Genomic DNA, 15,072 nt, shown 5'->3' with positions numbered 1-15,072 from the left:
CGGTGGTCGTCTGGTTCGGGTGTGCCGTTTTGTGGTGCGGATCGTGCCGGAAGTCGGCACGCGGTAGTGGGCTGTTGACGGTACTTCGGATTGCACAGTAGTGTCCATCGCGTGGATGCGACCCAGCTACTCAAGGGCGTGCTCGACCTCGCCGTCCTGGCCGTGCTCCGCGACGAGGACGGGTACGGCTACGACATCCTGCGCCGCCTCCGCGCGGCCGGGCTGGAGGACGTCGGTGACGCCTCGGTCTACGGCACCCTTCGGCGGCTCTTCAACAACGGGCTGCTGAACAGCTACGTGGTGCCCAGCGACGAGGGCCCGCACCGGAAGTACTACGCACTCAACGCGGCCGGCCGCACCGAGCTGCAACGCTCGGCCAAGGTCTGGCAAGGCTTCGCATCGATCATGGAAGATCTGCTTCGCGAGCGGGGGAAGGCGTGAACCTCACGGCACAGGACGAGATCGCCGTCTACGTCGAGGGCGTCCGGCTGGCACTGGCCGGCCTGCCGGCCGAGACCAGGGACGAGCTTCTCGAAGACCTGCCCGAACATCTGGCCGAAGTGCTGGCCGAGGGCGGCGGCTCACTGGAGGACCGGCTCGGGCCACCCGATGTGTACGCCGCCGAGCTCAGCGCCAGCGCGGGCCTCGGCGCCACCACGGCGCCACCACGGACCGACGCCCGGTCCCGGGCCGCCGCCAAGGCCGCCGCGCACCGGGCCCGCCTGGCCGGCCGGGTGCGTGTCGCCGACGAGTTCGTCGGCCGGCTGCTCGGCTACCCGCGGGCCCGCGACTTCCTGGTGCTGCTGCGCCCGGCCTGGTGGGTGCTGCGCGGCTATCTGGCGGCGATGGCGGTGTCCTTCTTCGTGGAGGAGGGTTCCACCACGCTGGGCCTGCTGCCGCGGATCAACGGGGAGTTGCCGCTGGGCATCCTTCTGCTGGGTGTCGCCGTCATCGGCTCGGTCTGGCTGGGCGGCCGGGGCGGGCCGGCCTCCCGGGGCAAGCGGCGCGTGCTCAAGGTGGCCAGCGCGGTGCTGGTGTTCTTCGCGGTGATCGGGTTCTTCGAGGCCGACGAGGCGGCCCGGCGCGACTTCTACGAGCAGGTCGGGAATGTCCAATCGAGGTACGACAACGTCCAGGACGTCTTCGTTTACGACAAGGACGGGAAGCTCCTCGACGGGGTGCAGCTCTACGACCAGGAGGGCCGGGCGGTGCACTTCGGCGACGGGTACTGCTGGGACGAGGCCACCAGTTCCTACCTGACGGCCCCGGCGGACGGCTATCCGGTCTGCCCCGCGAACGCCCCGTTCCCGGCCGAGGCCAGCGCGGTCCCGGCCGAGGCGAGTGTGGCCCCGGGTGTGGGCGGCTAGCGCGGGGATGCTGTGCTGGGCGGATGCTTCCGTCCGCGCGTACACCGCAAGCAGTTGAAGCGCAGGCGGCCGCGACGGCCTCGCTGGACCTGCTCGACGCCCGCATCGCGGATTGTTTCGCCTGCCCACGCCTGGTGACCTGGCGCACCGACATCGCCGTCACCAAGCGTGCGGCCTTCCGTGATCAGGAGTATTGGGGCCGCCCGGTCCCGGGGTTCGGGCCGGGCGACGCCGAGATCGCCATCCTCGGGCTGGCGCCGGCCGCGCACGGCGGCAACCGCACCGGCCGGCTGTTCACCGGCGACCGCTCCGGTGACGTGCTGTTCGCCGCCCTGCACCGGGCCGGTCTGGCCAACCAGCCGACCAGCGTGGCCGCCGACGACGGCCTGGAGTTGCGGCACACCCGTATCTTCGCGGCGGTGCGCTGCGCCCCACCGGACAACAAACCGCTCCCCGCGGAACGGGACACCTGTGCCCCCTGGTTCCGCCGGGAGCTCCAGCTGGTCCGCCCGACACTCCGGGTGGTGGTGGCGCTCGGCGGTTTCGCCTGGGCGGCCTGGTGGCCGGCGATGCTTGCGGCGTACGGCGTGAAACCGCCCGTCCCACGACCGAAGTTCGGCCACGGTGCCCTGGTGGAGGTGCCCGGCGCCCCGGTTCTGCTGGGCTGTTTCCACGTCAGTCAGCAGAACACCTTCACCGGCCGGCTGACCCCGGCGATGCTGGACGAGGTGTTCGGCCGTGCGAAGGCTCTGGCGGGTTTGGCATGATGCGAGCGCCGACAATCTTCGAGTCACGGATCTGAGCCCCCGCATGGATTTCGCCGCACTGCGCCGCTGGTGGCCCTTCGCCGCCGTCCTCGGGCTGCTCTTCGTGGCCGCGCTGGCCGCCACCCGGTCCGCGCCCCAGCTCGACCAGATCCAGCCCCGGTCGACCGCCCCGACCACCCGTCCGCCGCTGCTGCCACCGGAGCCGTCGGCGGGCCCGAGTGTCGAGCAGAGCATCCCCGAGCCGGCCCAGGGCCTGCCCGGCTGGGTGGGCACCGCCACCCTGATCGTGCTCGGCGTCGGCGCGCTGCTGATGGTGATCGGTCTCACCTGGGCGCTGGTCCGCGACTATCTGCGCCGCCGCCCGGCGAAGACCGGCAAGCACCAGCAGCGGCGCCCGCAGCGGACCGCCGACGACCTGGTGGCCGCGCTGGACGCCGGCCTGGAGGAACTCTCCGACACCGACCGGGACCCGCGCCGGGCGGTGATCGCCTGCTGGGTGCGGCTGGAGGACGCGGCGGCCGCGGCGGGCACACCCCGGCACCCGGGCGACAGTCCCACCGACTACGTCGGGCGGCTGCTGGCCGAGCAGCGGGTCGACGCGGGGGTGCTGGCCGCGCTGCTGGCGGTCTACCGGGAGGCGCGGTACGCCACGCACACCGTCGACGATCAGATGCGCCAGCAGGCCCGGTCCGCGCTGGAACGGCTGCGGGCCGACCTCGGCGCCGCACGGAGCGGAGCCGGATCATGAGCGACGGCGGGCTGGACGAACTCTTCGGCTCCGGCGGCGGTGGCGGCGGACGGCGCCGCCCCGAGGAGCCGGAAACCGTCGTCAAACGCCGCTCGATCGCGGTCACCCTGATCGGCAACGCGGTGGTCATCGGCCTCGCCGCGGTGGTGATCACCGCCGGTCTGCGGACCGTCGACCTGAGTATCTCGCTGCTGCTGCTGATCGCGCTGCTGGTCGGCCTGCGCCTGGTGGTCCACGCGGTGCGGGCGGTCGCCCCGCCACCCGCGCCAAAACTGCGCTCGAAGACCGGAGCCGCCGACACGCCCACCGCCGACGCGCTGCGGGCCGCGGTCCGGCGCTGGGAGCGGAACCTGGATCGGGCACACTCGGACCCGGAACTGTATGCGCGTAACGTTCTGCCGGTGCTCGCGGAACTGACCGACGAACGGTTGCGGCTGCGGCACGGCATCACCCGGGCCAGCGATCCCCGCCGGGCCCGGGAACTCCTCGGCGACGGTCTCTGGTCGGCGCTGTCCGAACCGGGCCGGCGCGGCTTGAAGGCACGCGACGTCGAGACTTACCTAGACGCTATGGAACGACTGTGAGAAAGGTGCGCCGGTGACGCAGGCTCTTCCCCCGTACGAGGTCGGGCGGCTGGCCGGGGCGGTCCTCGACTCGGTCGGCTCGGTCGTGGTGGGCAAGCGGGACTCGCTGGAGCTGGTGCTGGCCGGGATCCTGGCCGGCGGCCACGTGCTGCTGGAGGACATGCCCGGTCTCGCCAAGACGCTGACCGCGCGCTCGTTCGCGCAGGCGCTCGGGCTCGACTTCCGCCGGCTCCAGTTCACCCCCGACCTGCTGCCCGCCGACGTCACCGGCTCGTTCCTCTACGACCAGCGCAAGGGCGACTTCGCCTTCCGGGCCGGCCCGGTCTTCACCAACATGCTGCTGGCCGACGAGATCAACCGGACGCCGCCGAAGACCCAGGCCGCCCTGCTCGAGGCGATGCAGGAGAAGCAGGTCTCGGTCGAGGGTGTCACCTACCGGCTGGACCCGCCGTTCCACGTGATCGCAACCGCCAACCCGATCGAGTACGAGGGCACCTACCCCCTGCCCGAGGCCCAGCTCGACCGGTTCATGCTGCGGGTGTCGTTCGGATACCCGTCGGCCGAGGAGGAGTGGACGGTCCTGCAGCGCCGGATGTCCCGGCGTCAGGAGGAGGCCACCCTCGCCCCGGTGGTGGACGCCCGCACCCTGCAGCAGATGCAGGGCGCCCTGGAGTCGGTGGCGGTCGAGGACTCGATCGGCCGCTACATCGTGGCGCTGGCCTCGGCCACCCGCGAGCACGGCGCGGTCCTGGTCGGCTCCTCACCCCGTGGCTCACTGGCCCTGCTCCTGCTGGCCCGGGCCCGGGCCGCGATGGCCGGCCGTGACTACGTGGTGCCGGAGGACGTGAAGGACGTCGCCATCCCGGCGCTCGCCCACCGGATCGTGCTGCGCCCGGAGATGTGGCTGCGGCAGGTCAACCCGACCTTCGTGGTTCAGGAGGTGCTCTCCGCCGTGCCGGCCCCGGCCAGCGGGGCGCTCCCGACGTACGCCCGGCATGACTGATCTGTTCCGCCTCCGGCCGGCCGTGCCCGCCGAGGACACGGACGACCAGCCGTACGGGCCGGTCTGGGTGCCGACCCGGGCGCTCGGGCGATCGGTGCTTCTCACCGGCGTACTCCTGCTGCTCGGGGTGGCCCTGGGCCGGGTCGACCTGGCCCTGCTCGCCGCACCGTTCGCCATCGGCGCCGCGATCCACCTGCGGCGCATCCCGTCGTCGGCGCCGGAGATCACCATCCGAGCCGACGAGTCGCACCTGGTCGAGGGCGGTGAGGTGGACGCCGGGCTGGTCGTCGCCAACCCGGACCTGATCGGGTACGACCTGGTCGTGGTGCGGACCCGCACCTCACCCTGGCTGCGCCTGGAACACTCGGACCGGCCGTTCGCGATCACCGTGGGCGCCGACGGCTGGGCCGCGATCGAACTGCCCGGCGAGGCGCTGCGCTGGGGCCGGCAGGACGTCGGACCGGCGGCGGCGCGTGCGGCGGCGTGCGGCGGGCTGCTGGCCTGCCGGCCGGTGGTCACCCCGGCGAAGGGCGTGCGCGTCTATCCGATCACCGAACCGTTCAACGCGGTCGAGGCGATGCCGGCGGCCGCGGGGCTGGTCGGTGCGCACCGGTCGCGGCGGCCGGGCGAGGGCGGAGAGCTTGCCGGGGTACGCCAGTTCGCCCCCGGGGACCGCCTGCGCCGCATCGACTGGCGGGTCTCCCTCCGGACCCGGGACCTGCACGTCGCCTCCACCCTGTCCGACCGGGACGCCGAGGTGCTGCTGCTGCTCGACGTACTCGGTGAGATCGGGCTCTCCGGCGGGGTCCGCGGCGGCTCGTCGGTGCTGGACACCACGGTCCGGGCCACCGCCGCGATCGCCGAGCACTACCTGCACCGGGGCGACCGGGTGTCGCTGCTGGAATACGGCGCGAACGCCCGCCGGCTGCGCCCCGCCTCCGGCCGCCGGCAGTACCTGACCGCGCTGGAGTGGCTGCTCGACGTCCGGCCCCAGCCGGCCGAGACCGAGCAGTACGAGAACGCCTTCGGCTCCCACCACGTCTCGTCGTCCGCGCTGGTCGTGGTGCTGACGCCGCTCGTCGACCCGCGGGCCGCCGACATGCTCGCCCAGCTCACCCAGTCCGGCCGCTACGTGGTGGCGGTGGACACCCTGCCACCGGAGGCCGCCCCTCCGGTGAAGAACCAGTGGACACCCGCGGCCACCCGGCTGTGGCGGATGGAACGGGAGAACGTGCTGGGACGGCTGCGCGAGCACGGCGTGCCGGTGGTGGCCTGGGCCGGCGCCGGCAGTCTCGACCTGGTGCTGCGCGACGTGTCCCGGCTGGCCTCGGCACCGAGGGGGCGCTGACGTGCTGACCGCGCTGACCGGCCGGATCGACAGGTGGAAGACGGCGGCGGGACGGGCCACCGCGGTCCCGTTCGTCGTCCGGTGCGGCATCCTGCTCACCGGGCTGCTCGCCTTCGGGGTCGCCTGGCCGATCGAGCTGCTGAGCAGCCCACGATTCTTCCTCGGGATCATCCTGGTGGCGTTCTGGCCGGTGGTGGCCCCACGAGGACGTGGCGGCTCGGCGGCCGCGCTCCTGGTGATCTTCGGGTGGCTGATCGACACCGCCGGGTTCGGTTCCCCGGTCACGCTGCTGCGGGTGCTCGCCCTGGCCACCCTGCTCTACCTGGCACACACCCTGACCGCGCTGGCGGCGGTGCTGCCGTACGACGCGATCGTCAACTTCGACGTGCCGGGACTCTGGCTGCTGCGCTCACTGGTCGTGGTCCTGATCTCCGCGGTGGTGATCGTCCTGGCCCTCGGCCTGACCGCTGACCTGGGCGGGGACGCCTTCGAGCTGGCGACCGTAGTAGGCCTGGTCGCGGCGGCGACAGTGACGATGGTCCTATCACGTCTGGCCCAACGTGAGTGAAATCTGAGTGTTTCGTCACTTGACTTACGCCGTTGTGATCGTCACAGAACGGCGCATCAGAGCCCTTTCGCGCGCGACAATAGGGGCGTGAATCCGCCGCGCATAGTCGTCGTTGGAGCAGGTCACGTCGGGCTTTACGCCGCCCTCCGCCTGTCCAAGAAGCTGAACCGGAACCAGGCCGAGATCGTCGTCATCGACCCTGTTCCACACATGACTTACCAGCCGTTCCTGCCTGAGGCAGCGGCCGGTAACATTTCGCCGCGACACGCCGTGGTGCCGCTGCGCCGGGAGCTGAAGAAGTGCCGCATCGTCTCCGGTGAGGTCACGAAGCTCGAGCACGCTCGCAAGACCGTCACGATCCAGCCGATCGACGGCCCCGCCTACGAGATGGAGTACGACCACATCATCGTGGCGCCCGGCTCGGTCTCGCGGACTCTGCCGATCCCCGGCCTCAGTGACATCGGCATCGGTCTGAAGACCATCGGTGAGGCCATCTACCTGCGCAACCACATCCTCGACCGGCTCGACGTCGCCGCGGTGACGCCGGACGAGGAGGTCCGCAAGGCCTCGCTGAACTTCGTGTTCGTCGGCGGTGGCTTCGCCGGCATCGAGGCGCTCGCCGAGATGCAGGACGTGGTCTCCGACGCGCTGAAGTACTACCCGGAGCTGGACCCCAAGGAGGTCCACTTCATCCTGGTCGAGGCCACCAACCGGATCCTGCCCGAGGTCGGCCCGGAGATGGGGGCGTACGCCGCCCGTCAGCTCGCCGCCCGCGGCATCGATCTGCGGTTGGGCACCTTCCTGCAGTCCTGCGTCGACGGCCGGATCGTGCTCTCCGACGGGGACAACTTCCGCGCCGAGACCCTGGTCTGGACCGCCGGTGTCAAGCCGTCGCCGATGCTGGCCAACACCGACCTGCCGCTCGGCCCGCGCGGGCACGTCAACTGCCTGCCCACCCTCCAGGTCGCCGACCTGGAGACCAGCGAGCCGCTCGACGGCGCCTGGTCCGCCGGTGACTGCGCGCAGGTCCCCGACCTGACCAACCCGGGTGGCTGGTGCTCGCCGAGCGCCCAGCACGCGGTCCGGCAGGCCAAGGTGCTCGCCGACAACATCGCCCAGGTGGTCCGGGGCGGCGCCCCGGTGGACTACAAGCACAAGCACGTCGGTGGCGTGGCCGGGCTCGGCATCAACAAGGGTGTCGCGCACGTCTACGGCATCAAGGTCAAGGGCTACCCGGCGTGGCTCATGCACCGCTTCTACCACGTGAGCCGGATCCCGTCGTTCAACCGGAAGATCCGGGTCGTCGCCGACTGGGTGCTGGCCTTCCTGTTCAAGCGGGAGACCGTGGCGCTCGGCCAGCTGCACCGCCCGCGTGAGGAGTTCACCGAGGTCACGCCGCCGGTGGCGCTGCCCACCGAGAAGGCTCCGGAGAAGAAGGTCGCCGCCGGCTCCCGCTGATCCGCGGCCATGGCCGTTTCCACCGCCTGGGCGGCACCAGCTACGGTGTTCGCAGGCCGCCCGGGTGGTGGAATGGCAGACACGGCCGCCTTAAAAGCGGCTGCCCAAAAGGCGTGCGGGTTCGAGACCCGCCCCGGGCACCAATTCTGCGGCCTCGGCCGTGCCTTTCACGTGCCCTGAGCTGCATGAATGACTCTCACTCTCAGGTGCCTCACAGCTACACGTTGCGGCGGTTGTCATCAGAACCGCTTACCCTTGACCAACAGGCAAAGTGCCAGAACCCTCAAGGGAGGCTGGAAACAGTGAAGACTTCAAACCCGGTGCTCTCGCGACTCGGCCAGGCGGCCGAGCGGGAGCGAGCGGCCGGGTACGGGCCATACGGGCCGGCCGCGCAGCCGGGTTACGGTCAGCCGGGCTACGGCGATCCCTACCCCACGGCAGCGGGTTACCCCTCCGCTCCTCCGGCCGTCCAGCCGATGACTGTCGACGACGTCGTCGTCAAGACCGTCACCCTGCTGGGCATCACCGGCATCTCGGCCGTCGCCGCGTGGAACCTCGTTCCCGACGCCATGCTCCGGCCGATCTTCTTCGGCGCCGCCATGGTCGGGCTGGTGCTCGGTCTGGTCATCTCCTTCATGCGGGTGGCCAACCCGGCGCTGGTGATCGGTTACGCGGTCATCGAGGGCGCTTTCGTCGGCCTGGTCAGCAAGCTGTACCAGGAGGTCATGGGCTTCCAGGGCATCGTCCTGCAAGCCGTGGTCGCGACGTTCGGCGTGTTCTTCCTGATGGCGGCCCTCTACAAGGCACGTGTCATCAGGGCGACGCCCAAGTTCACCCGCGGCATGATCGCCATCATGGCCGGCCTGTTCGGCGTCATGATGATCAACCTGGTGCTGAGCTTCTTCGGTGTCAGCACCGGCCTGCGTGAGGCCGGCCCGATCGGCATCGGCTTCAGCATCATCTGCATCCTGGTCGCGTCGTTCAGCTTCATCCTCAGCTTCAACGAGGTGGAGGAGGGCGTGCGGATGGGTCTGCCGCAGCGCTACTCCTGGACCGCGGCGTTCGGCATCCTGGTCAGCCTGATCTGGCTCTACATCGAGATCCTCCGCCTGCTGAGCTACTTCCAAGGCGGCGACGACTGACGGTTCGTCCGTCGTCACCTCACAACGCCCGGCTCGTCTCCCCACGAACCGGGCGTTGTCCCGCTCTGACGCAGAAGCCCGCCCCGTGCCTCGGCACCGGGCGGGCTTCCGCGTTCCGTAGGGGGCGGGCTTCCGCGTTCGGCAGGGGGCGGGCTTTCGTATTCGGGATGGAGGTGCCCGCATCGTGCTTAGGCACGTTTCTCCGCTCCCGGTTGATCGGCTGGCCGGTCGGGTTAACCGGCTCGCCGGTCGCCGCCGTCACGGCTCGCCGGTCGCCGCCGTCACGGCTCGTCGGCCCGCTCGCGGTTGATCTTTCATCCGAGTGCCGTCCACGGCCGATCCCGGATGCTTTGCCGCCGTTTCGAGCCATGCTCGCGGCTTCCGGCTTGCTCGCGGTCGATCCCTCGTCCGGGCACCCCTCCTTGCCGCTGTTTTATGCATTTATTGCCTTATCTGGACTAATTGCTCGGCGGTCCGCCTACTCACTCGGCGGTCCGCCTACTCACTCGGCGGTCCGCCTACTCACTCGGCGGTCCGCCTACTCACTCGGCGGTCCGCCCGCTCACCGCTAGGTTCCCGCGCGAGCGCCCTCCCGTGACGGCGCATCCTTCAAGCCGCCCTTTGACACCAACGCTGGCCGATCTTGGCGGATTTACCACCGTTTCGAGTCTTTACTCTGGGCTGCTGGCCCGTCCGCGGTCAATTCCCCGCGCGAGAGTCCGCTTTCCGGTCCCGCCCTGGCCGATCTTGGCGGATTTTCTACCGGGATAGAGCCTTCTTCTCGGCTGCTGGCCCGCTCGCGATCAGTTCCTCGCGCGAGTGTCCGGCTTCCGGCTCCGCCCTGGCCGATCTTGGTGGATTTACCACCTTTTCCGGTGGTAAATTTACCAAGATCTCTGCTGAGTGGGCCGCCCGCGCGAGGGATTGACCGCAAGTGATCAGGCAGCCGAGAACAAGACTCTTTCCGCTGGTAAAACCGCCAAGATCTCAGCTGGACGGGTCGCTTCGCCGAGGGGGTTGACCGGAGAGCGGCACGGAACCAAGGGGCACGGCTACAAACGGTGTAAATCCTCCAAGATCTGCGAGTGAATCGAGGTCTCGCGCGGGGAATCGACCGTGCGGGTGGATCGGAGGCCGAGCAGAAGCTCCCGCCAGTGAAACTTCATCAAGATCAAGTTGGGGCTGGCCGGGGTCGGATCGGCCTTTGGGCTCCGCCATCCGGGATCCTGGCGTCCGTTTCCGCTTCGGCTCCGCTTCGGCTCCGCCGTCCGGGATCCTGGTTTCCGTTTCCGCTTCGGCCTCGGCTTCCGCTTCCGCTTCCGTGCTTTGGGCTTTCGGGTTCTTGGCGTGTGCCGGGTATCTTCGCCGGGTGCCCGACTTTGCTACCTCCGTCGACCGGCTGCTCACGCAGATCCACCACTGGGACGAGCGTCGATGGCGGGCGGCCCCGAGCCCCGGTGCGGGCATCAGCCGGTCCGAGTTGGCCCAAGGTCTGGTGCAGCGGCTCGCCGATCTGGGCGCCGAGGCGGAGAACCGGGCCGTCCGGGCGGTCCCGCACCTGCACGACCTGGTGCTCCGCGATCAACTCAGAGTCCTCGCCGACGACATCCTGGCGGCCGGCCCCTCCGACGACCTCCTCGACCGCGCGGCGATGGCCACCGATGAGATCCGTGCTCAGCTCTGACCGCGCTGGGTTGATTTGCGTCCGGCTCTGGCTCGCGCTGGGTTTGACCCGCGCTGGCTTTTGACCTGTGGTCGGCTCTGACCGCGCTGGGTTTGATTTGCGCCTGGCTCTGACCGGCGCTCGGCTCTGCGCTGCGCTTGGCTTTTACGCGCGCTTGGTTTTGACGGGCACTTGGCTTTGACGCGCGCTTGGCTTTGAACTGTGCTTGGCTCTCGCCTGGTTGTTCGTGTGTGCCTGAGCTTGTGGTTCTCGGCTCGGATCTTCGGGGCCGTTGAGGTCAGCGCGACAACGGGAGATCCAAGATGTCCAGGTCGTGCACCGGGCGGAAGCCGAGGTCGGCGTAGAGCGTCTGAGCCGGGAGGTTGTCCGGCTCCGTCTGGAGTGAGATGCGGAGGGCCCCGGCCGAGCGGGCCTCGGTGATCGCGTAGCTCATCAAAGCTCGGGCGGTCCCGGTGCGACGGTGGGCCGGCGGCACGTAGAGGTCGCGGATCGAGTAGACCGTGCCCAGCCGGAGCGATGCCGGCAGCAGCACCGCGGTGATCAAGCCGGAGGGGTGACCATCACGGAGGGCGGCGGCCAACCGGAGCGGCCCGGCCATGAGCTGGGCCGCCAGCCAGTGGGCGGTCCGCTCCCGATCCGGAGCCTGGCCGTAATGGCCACGGTAGTCGTCGAACAGGGCCGCGACCTCGGTGAAGACCGGCTCGCCCGGGACCACCGCGGCAATCGATGTCTCCATGGTCGCCTCCGAACCGTGGGAAACCGGATCAGCCTGGACGAGTCCGCGGCAGCCCACCAGGAGACCCGGTGGGCTGCCGCGTCGCGGGAATCTCAGTGAGGCCGCGGTGGTGCTGGAACCTCAGTGAGGTCGCGACGGTGCGGGAACCTCAGGGAGGCCAGCGAGTCGCGGAGTCTCAGCTGAGGCGTTCGAGGATCATCGCCATGCCCTGGCCGCCGCCGACGCACATCGTCTCCAGGCCGATGCTCTTGTCGTGCCAGTCCAGCGAGTTCAGCAGGGTGCCGGTGATCCGGGCGCCGGTCATGCCGAACGGGTGGCCCACGGCGATCGCGCCGCCGTTGACGTTCAGTTTCTCCAGGGGGATGCCCAGGTCCTTGTACGACGGGATGACCTGCGCCGCGAACGCCTCGTTGATCTCGACCAGGTCGACGTCGCCGATGGTCATGCCGGCGCGGGCCAGGGCCTGCTTGGACGCCTCGACCGGGCCGAGGCCCATGATCTCCGGGGAGAGGGCGGTGACGCCGGTGGAGACGATCCGGGCTAGTGGGGTGACGCCCAGTTCGCGGGCCTTCGTGTCACTCATGATCACGACAGCGGCGGCGCCGTCGTTGAGCGGGCAGCAGTTGCCGGCGGTGACCCGGCCGTCCTCCCGGAACACCGGCTTGAGCTGGGAGACCGCGTCGATGGTGACGCCGGCGCGGGGGCCGTCGTCCTTCGACACCACGGTGCCGTCGGGCAGTGTGACCGGGGTGATCTCCCGCTCCCAGAAGCCGTTGGCGATGGCCTTCTCGGCGAGGTTCTGGCTGCGGACGCCGAACTCGTCCATCTCCGTACGGGAGACGTTCTTGATCTGGGCCAGGTTCTCCGCGGTGTAGCCCATGCCGATGTAGATGTCCGGGACGAGGCCGTCCTCGCGCGGGTCGTGCCAGGTGGTGCCGTTCTTGGCGGAGGTCGCGGTGCGGGTCTGGGCGTCGGCGAAGGCCGGGTTGGTCCACGGGCCGCCGACCAGTTCCTGCGCGGCCGAGGGCAGACCGTCGGAGCTGCCGCGGGCGAACCGGGAGACGGTCTCGACCCCGGCGGAGACGAAGATGTCGCCCTCGCCGGCCTTGATGGCGTGGAAGGCCATCCGGGTGGTCTGCAGCGACGACGAGCAGTAGCGCGTGACGGTGGCGCCGGGCAGGCCGTCCAGGCCGAGCTTGGTGGCGACCACACGGGCCATGTTGAAGCCCTGTTCGCCGCCGGGCAGACCGCAACCGAGGTAGAGGTCCTCGATCAGGGTGCGGTCGAGCTGCGGCACCTTGGACAGGGCGGCGTCGACGATCGTGGTGGCGAGGTCGTCGGGGCGCAGGGCCTTCAGCGAGCCCTTGTGGGCGCGGCCGATGGGGGAGCGGGCAGTGGCGACGATGACAGCTTCCGGCATCCGCTCAGTTTACTCACCAGTAACATGGTCGGAAGCGCGAATTTGTCACATGCCGTGCACGAAGTGTCGCGGGCCGCGAAAACCGCCGCGCGAGGCCTCCGGTAGCCGCGGTGAGGGTGGTCGAGACGCGCGGTGTGAAGGGGCGAGGCGAGTCGCGCGGTGTGGAGTGGGATGCCCTGGGGCGCGGCGTGTGAGGTGGGGCGGTGTGGAGTGGGGTGACCCGGGGCGCGGCGTGTGAGGTGGGGCTGGGTGACCCGGGGCGCGGGGCGGGAGGTCGGCCTGAGGACCCGGTGCGGATGGATCAAGGCGCGAGGTGGGGTGGCCCGGCACGGGGAAGAGCGCGTGGCGCCGGAGTCCGAAGGGTGGGCCGTCACGCCGAGCGGAATGTCGCCGCCTTCGCCACCGCCGGGTACAGGGCGTGGGCCCAGACCCGGTAGCCGTCGGCGGACGGGTGGAAACCGTCGTAGCACAGGGTCCCCGCGTCGGCCCGGAACACCGCCCCGGTCTCGGCGGCCAGGTCGACCACCACCCCGCCGGCCTCGGTCACCGCGCGGGCCTGGGCCCGGGACATCCGCCGGCCGACCAGCCCGGCGATCTGCCGCAGCGGCGGCGCCATCGACCGGGAGGCGCCGAGGTCGGGGCAGGTGCCGACGACCACCTGGACGCCTGCCGACCGCAGCCGCCGGACCGCCTGGCCCAGATGCCCGGACGCCTCGTCGGGACGCCGGCCGGACGCCGCGTCATATGCCCCGATCAGCACGACCGCCACGTCCGGCGGGTCGCCGAGCAGGGCCCGGGCGACCTGGGTGGCGAGGTCGCTGGACCGCGAGCCAGCCACTCCGACGCTGGACAGCAGCACGTGCCGCTGGCCGCCGTCGGGGCCGCCGTCGGCGAGCAGCCGGGCGAGCTGGCCGCCGACCGTGTCGGACAGCCATTCCACCCCGACGCCGACGGCCGCCGAGTCGCCGAGCAGGACCAGGCGCAGCGGTGGCGCGCTCTGTGGTCCCATCGACGTGCGCAGGGCGAGGCCCATCGTCGGTTTGGCATAACGCCTGGACCGTGCGGCGAGCAGCTCTCCGGCGATCAGGGCGACACCGCCCACCGCACCGGCCAGCAGGCTCGTGGCCGCGGCCCTGGTCAATCGCTCCGGCAACCCAGCCATGTCCCGCCTCCCTGCGTCAGCCGACCTGATGATCCTCTGGGGTATACCCTACGGTCCCGTTCTGCGGGTCACCGCTGACGTTGACAGTCGACCGTGCGCTGAACCAGCGGTACTTCCGCATCCGGGCCCAGCGGCCGACCGGTGCCACCTCGGTGCCCGGCGCGCGAACCGCCTCGTCGGCGGCCTCGGACAGGGCCCGCACGTCCTCGGCGACCGGGGTGGTCACCCGGTCCTCGGTGCCGAGCACGGCCAGCACGGTCGGCATCATGACCGACACGGCTCTGGCGTACCCCTCTGCGGACGGGTGGAAACGGTCAGAGCTGTACATCCGGACCGGATCGGCTTCGAACATCGGGCCGAGCAGGTTACCCAACGACACCGTACGCCCACCGGCCTCGACCACCGCGACGGTTTGTGCGGCGGCCAGGTCCCGGCTCCAGCGCCGGGCCAGCCAGCGCAGCGGCGGTTTGATCGGTTTGATCGCGCCGAGGTCGGGGCAGGTGCCGACGACGACCCGGCAGCCGGTGGCGCGCAGCCGCCGGACGGCGTCACCCAGATGGCGGACGGCGACCGGCCGGGCCGAGACGTGGGTGACGTCGTTGCCGCCGATCAGGATCACGGCGATGTCCGGTTCGTACTCCAGGGCGGCGTCCACCTGGTACGGCAGGCCGGCGGAGACGGAGCCGACGACGGCGAGCCGGTGCAGCCGGACCGGGCGGCGCAACCGCCGGGAGATGCCGGTGGCGAAGAGGGCGCCCGGTGTCTCACGGGGACGGTGCACGCCGTATCCGGCGGCCGAGGAGTCACCCAGGATCACCAGCACGAGTGGCCGGCCACCGAACTTCGCGCCGTACACCCCGTCGCCGCGTGGTGGTGGGGCCTCGGCCAGCGGGATGATCCGGCGGGCGTCGGCGGCCTGCCGCAGCAGGAGCCCGGCGGAGAGGGCGGTCAGGGTGACCGCCGCGCCGCCCGCGGCGCCGACCACCCGGCCGACTGTTCTGATCCGGCGCAAGTCCGCTTCGGTCAGTCCGCGAACCCGGGTCACTTCGTTGGTGCTCATAGTCTCCCTCGCTGTCGCTCGAAGG

Annotated in this window: 15 protein-coding genes and 1 tRNA gene; 12 read left to right on the top strand and 4 right to left on the bottom strand. The window is 70.7% G+C overall.

Going from position 1 to position 15,072, the window contains the following annotated elements; all coding sequences use genetic code 11:
• Nucleotides 1–111 precede the first annotated feature (111 nt).
• The 12 genes from ACQ0O7_RS18315 (at nucleotide 112) to ACQ0O7_RS18260 (ending at nucleotide 10,669) form a co-directional block, all read left to right on the top strand.
• Entirely contained in the window at nucleotides 112–441 is a 330-nt protein-coding gene (locus ACQ0O7_RS18315) for a PadR family transcriptional regulator (RefSeq protein ID WP_430783308.1), read from the top strand.
• Nucleotides 438–1,367 carry an HAAS signaling domain-containing protein gene (locus ACQ0O7_RS18310; protein WP_430783307.1) on the top strand — a complete coding sequence of 310 codons (930 nt, stop codon included), beginning with the start codon at nucleotides 438–440 and terminating at the stop codon, nucleotides 1,365–1,367. Before ACQ0O7_RS18315 ends, ACQ0O7_RS18310 begins: the two co-directional genes overlap by 4 nt.
• 23 nt (nucleotides 1,368–1,390) lie before the next feature.
• The gene (locus tag ACQ0O7_RS18305; RefSeq protein WP_430783306.1) at nucleotides 1,391–2,134 is read left to right on the top strand and encodes a uracil-DNA glycosylase; all 744 of its coding nucleotides are present in this window, start codon (nucleotides 1,391–1,393) and stop codon (nucleotides 2,132–2,134) included.
• Between the two features lie 43 nt (nucleotides 2,135–2,177).
• Nucleotides 2,178–2,882, top strand: coding sequence for a DUF4129 domain-containing protein (locus ACQ0O7_RS18300; RefSeq protein WP_430783305.1), 705 nt, complete (start codon nucleotides 2,178–2,180; stop codon nucleotides 2,880–2,882).
• The gene (locus ACQ0O7_RS18295) at nucleotides 2,879–3,466 is read left to right on the top strand and encodes a hypothetical protein (RefSeq protein WP_430783304.1); all 588 of its coding nucleotides are present in this window, start codon (nucleotides 2,879–2,881) and stop codon (nucleotides 3,464–3,466) included. The genes ACQ0O7_RS18300 and ACQ0O7_RS18295 overlap by 4 nt, the downstream gene beginning before the upstream one ends.
• A 13-nt stretch (nucleotides 3,467–3,479) precedes the next feature.
• Nucleotides 3,480–4,469: an AAA family ATPase gene (locus tag ACQ0O7_RS18290; RefSeq protein WP_430783303.1), complete on the top strand. Its 990-nt coding sequence runs from the start codon at nucleotides 3,480–3,482 to the stop codon at nucleotides 4,467–4,469.
• Entirely contained in the window at nucleotides 4,462–5,817 is a 1,356-nt protein-coding gene (locus ACQ0O7_RS18285; RefSeq protein ID WP_430783302.1) for a DUF58 domain-containing protein, read from the top strand. The genes ACQ0O7_RS18290 and ACQ0O7_RS18285 overlap by 8 nt, the downstream gene beginning before the upstream one ends.
• Before the next feature lies 1 nt (nucleotide 5,818).
• Nucleotides 5,819–6,385, top strand: coding sequence for a hypothetical protein (locus ACQ0O7_RS18280; RefSeq protein WP_430783301.1), 567 nt, complete (start codon nucleotides 5,819–5,821; stop codon nucleotides 6,383–6,385).
• An 87-nt stretch (nucleotides 6,386–6,472) separates the two neighbouring features.
• Nucleotides 6,473–7,843, top strand: a complete 1,371-nt coding sequence (locus ACQ0O7_RS18275) for an NAD(P)/FAD-dependent oxidoreductase (RefSeq protein WP_430783300.1) — start codon at nucleotides 6,473–6,475, stop codon at nucleotides 7,841–7,843.
• Between the two features lie 58 nt (nucleotides 7,844–7,901).
• Nucleotides 7,902–7,986: transfer RNA gene (locus ACQ0O7_RS18270), tRNA-Leu, on the top strand.
• Between the two features lie 159 nt (nucleotides 7,987–8,145).
• Nucleotides 8,146–8,985, top strand: a complete 840-nt coding sequence (locus ACQ0O7_RS18265) for a Bax inhibitor-1/YccA family protein (RefSeq protein WP_430783299.1) — start codon at nucleotides 8,146–8,148, stop codon at nucleotides 8,983–8,985.
• Nucleotides 8,986–10,354: 1,369 nt separating this feature from the next.
• The gene (locus ACQ0O7_RS18260; protein WP_430783298.1) at nucleotides 10,355–10,669 is read left to right on the top strand and encodes a hypothetical protein; all 315 of its coding nucleotides are present in this window, start codon (nucleotides 10,355–10,357) and stop codon (nucleotides 10,667–10,669) included.
• A gap of 277 nt (nucleotides 10,670–10,946) precedes the next feature.
• Here ACQ0O7_RS18260 and ACQ0O7_RS18255 read toward each other — a convergent pair whose 3' ends face one another.
• The 4 genes from ACQ0O7_RS18255 to ACQ0O7_RS18240 all read right to left on the bottom strand — a co-directional run bounded on the left by ACQ0O7_RS18255 (nucleotide 10,947) and on the right by ACQ0O7_RS18240 (nucleotide 15,047).
• A complete protein-coding gene (locus tag ACQ0O7_RS18255; RefSeq protein ID WP_430783297.1) occupies nucleotides 10,947–11,405 on the bottom strand; it encodes a GNAT family N-acetyltransferase in 459 nt (152 codons plus the stop codon).
• A gap of 175 nt (nucleotides 11,406–11,580) precedes the next feature.
• Nucleotides 11,581–12,825 (bottom strand): acetyl-CoA C-acetyltransferase, encoded by a 1,245-nt coding sequence (locus tag ACQ0O7_RS18250; protein WP_430783296.1) that lies wholly within the window; start codon nucleotides 12,823–12,825, stop codon nucleotides 11,581–11,583.
• A gap of 370 nt (nucleotides 12,826–13,195) precedes the next feature.
• Entirely contained in the window at nucleotides 13,196–13,987 is a 792-nt protein-coding gene (locus ACQ0O7_RS18245; RefSeq protein ID WP_430783295.1) for an SGNH/GDSL hydrolase family protein, read from the bottom strand.
• A gap of 16 nt (nucleotides 13,988–14,003) precedes the next feature.
• Nucleotides 14,004–15,047, bottom strand: a complete 1,044-nt coding sequence (locus ACQ0O7_RS18240; protein ID WP_430783294.1) for an SGNH/GDSL hydrolase family protein — start codon at nucleotides 15,045–15,047, stop codon at nucleotides 14,004–14,006.
• Nucleotides 15,048–15,072: the final 25 nt, after the last annotated feature.

Origin of the sequence: Actinoplanes sp. G11-F43 (genome assembly GCF_050589265.1) — a bacterium.
In the GTDB taxonomy this organism is placed as follows: domain Bacteria; phylum Actinomycetota; class Actinomycetes; order Mycobacteriales; family Micromonosporaceae; genus Actinoplanes.
Note: the sequence above shows the minus strand (reverse complement) of the source record. Positions and strands in the feature narration are given on the sequence as shown.

Coding starts and splice junctions, on each gene's coding strand:
- ACQ0O7_RS18295 (WP_430783304.1), top strand. CDS start 2,879: ATGAGCGACGGCGGGCTGGACGAACTCTTCGGCTCCGGCGGCGGTGGC.
- ACQ0O7_RS18285 (WP_430783302.1), top strand. CDS start 4,462: ATGACTGATCTGTTCCGCCTCCGGCCGGCCGTGCCCGCCGAGGACACG.
- ACQ0O7_RS18300 (WP_430783305.1), top strand. CDS start 2,178: ATGGATTTCGCCGCACTGCGCCGCTGGTGGCCCTTCGCCGCCGTCCTC.
- ACQ0O7_RS18255 (WP_430783297.1), bottom strand. CDS start 11,405: ATGGAGACATCGATTGCCGCGGTGGTCCCGGGCGAGCCGGTCTTCACC.
- ACQ0O7_RS18305 (WP_430783306.1), top strand. CDS start 1,391: ATGCTTCCGTCCGCGCGTACACCGCAAGCAGTTGAAGCGCAGGCGGCC.
- ACQ0O7_RS18245 (WP_430783295.1), bottom strand. CDS start 13,987: ATGGCTGGGTTGCCGGAGCGATTGACCAGGGCCGCGGCCACGAGCCTG.
- ACQ0O7_RS18250 (WP_430783296.1), bottom strand. CDS start 12,825: ATGCCGGAAGCTGTCATCGTCGCCACTGCCCGCTCCCCCATCGGCCGC.
- ACQ0O7_RS18240 (WP_430783294.1), bottom strand. CDS start 15,047: ATGAGCACCAACGAAGTGACCCGGGTTCGCGGACTGACCGAAGCGGAC.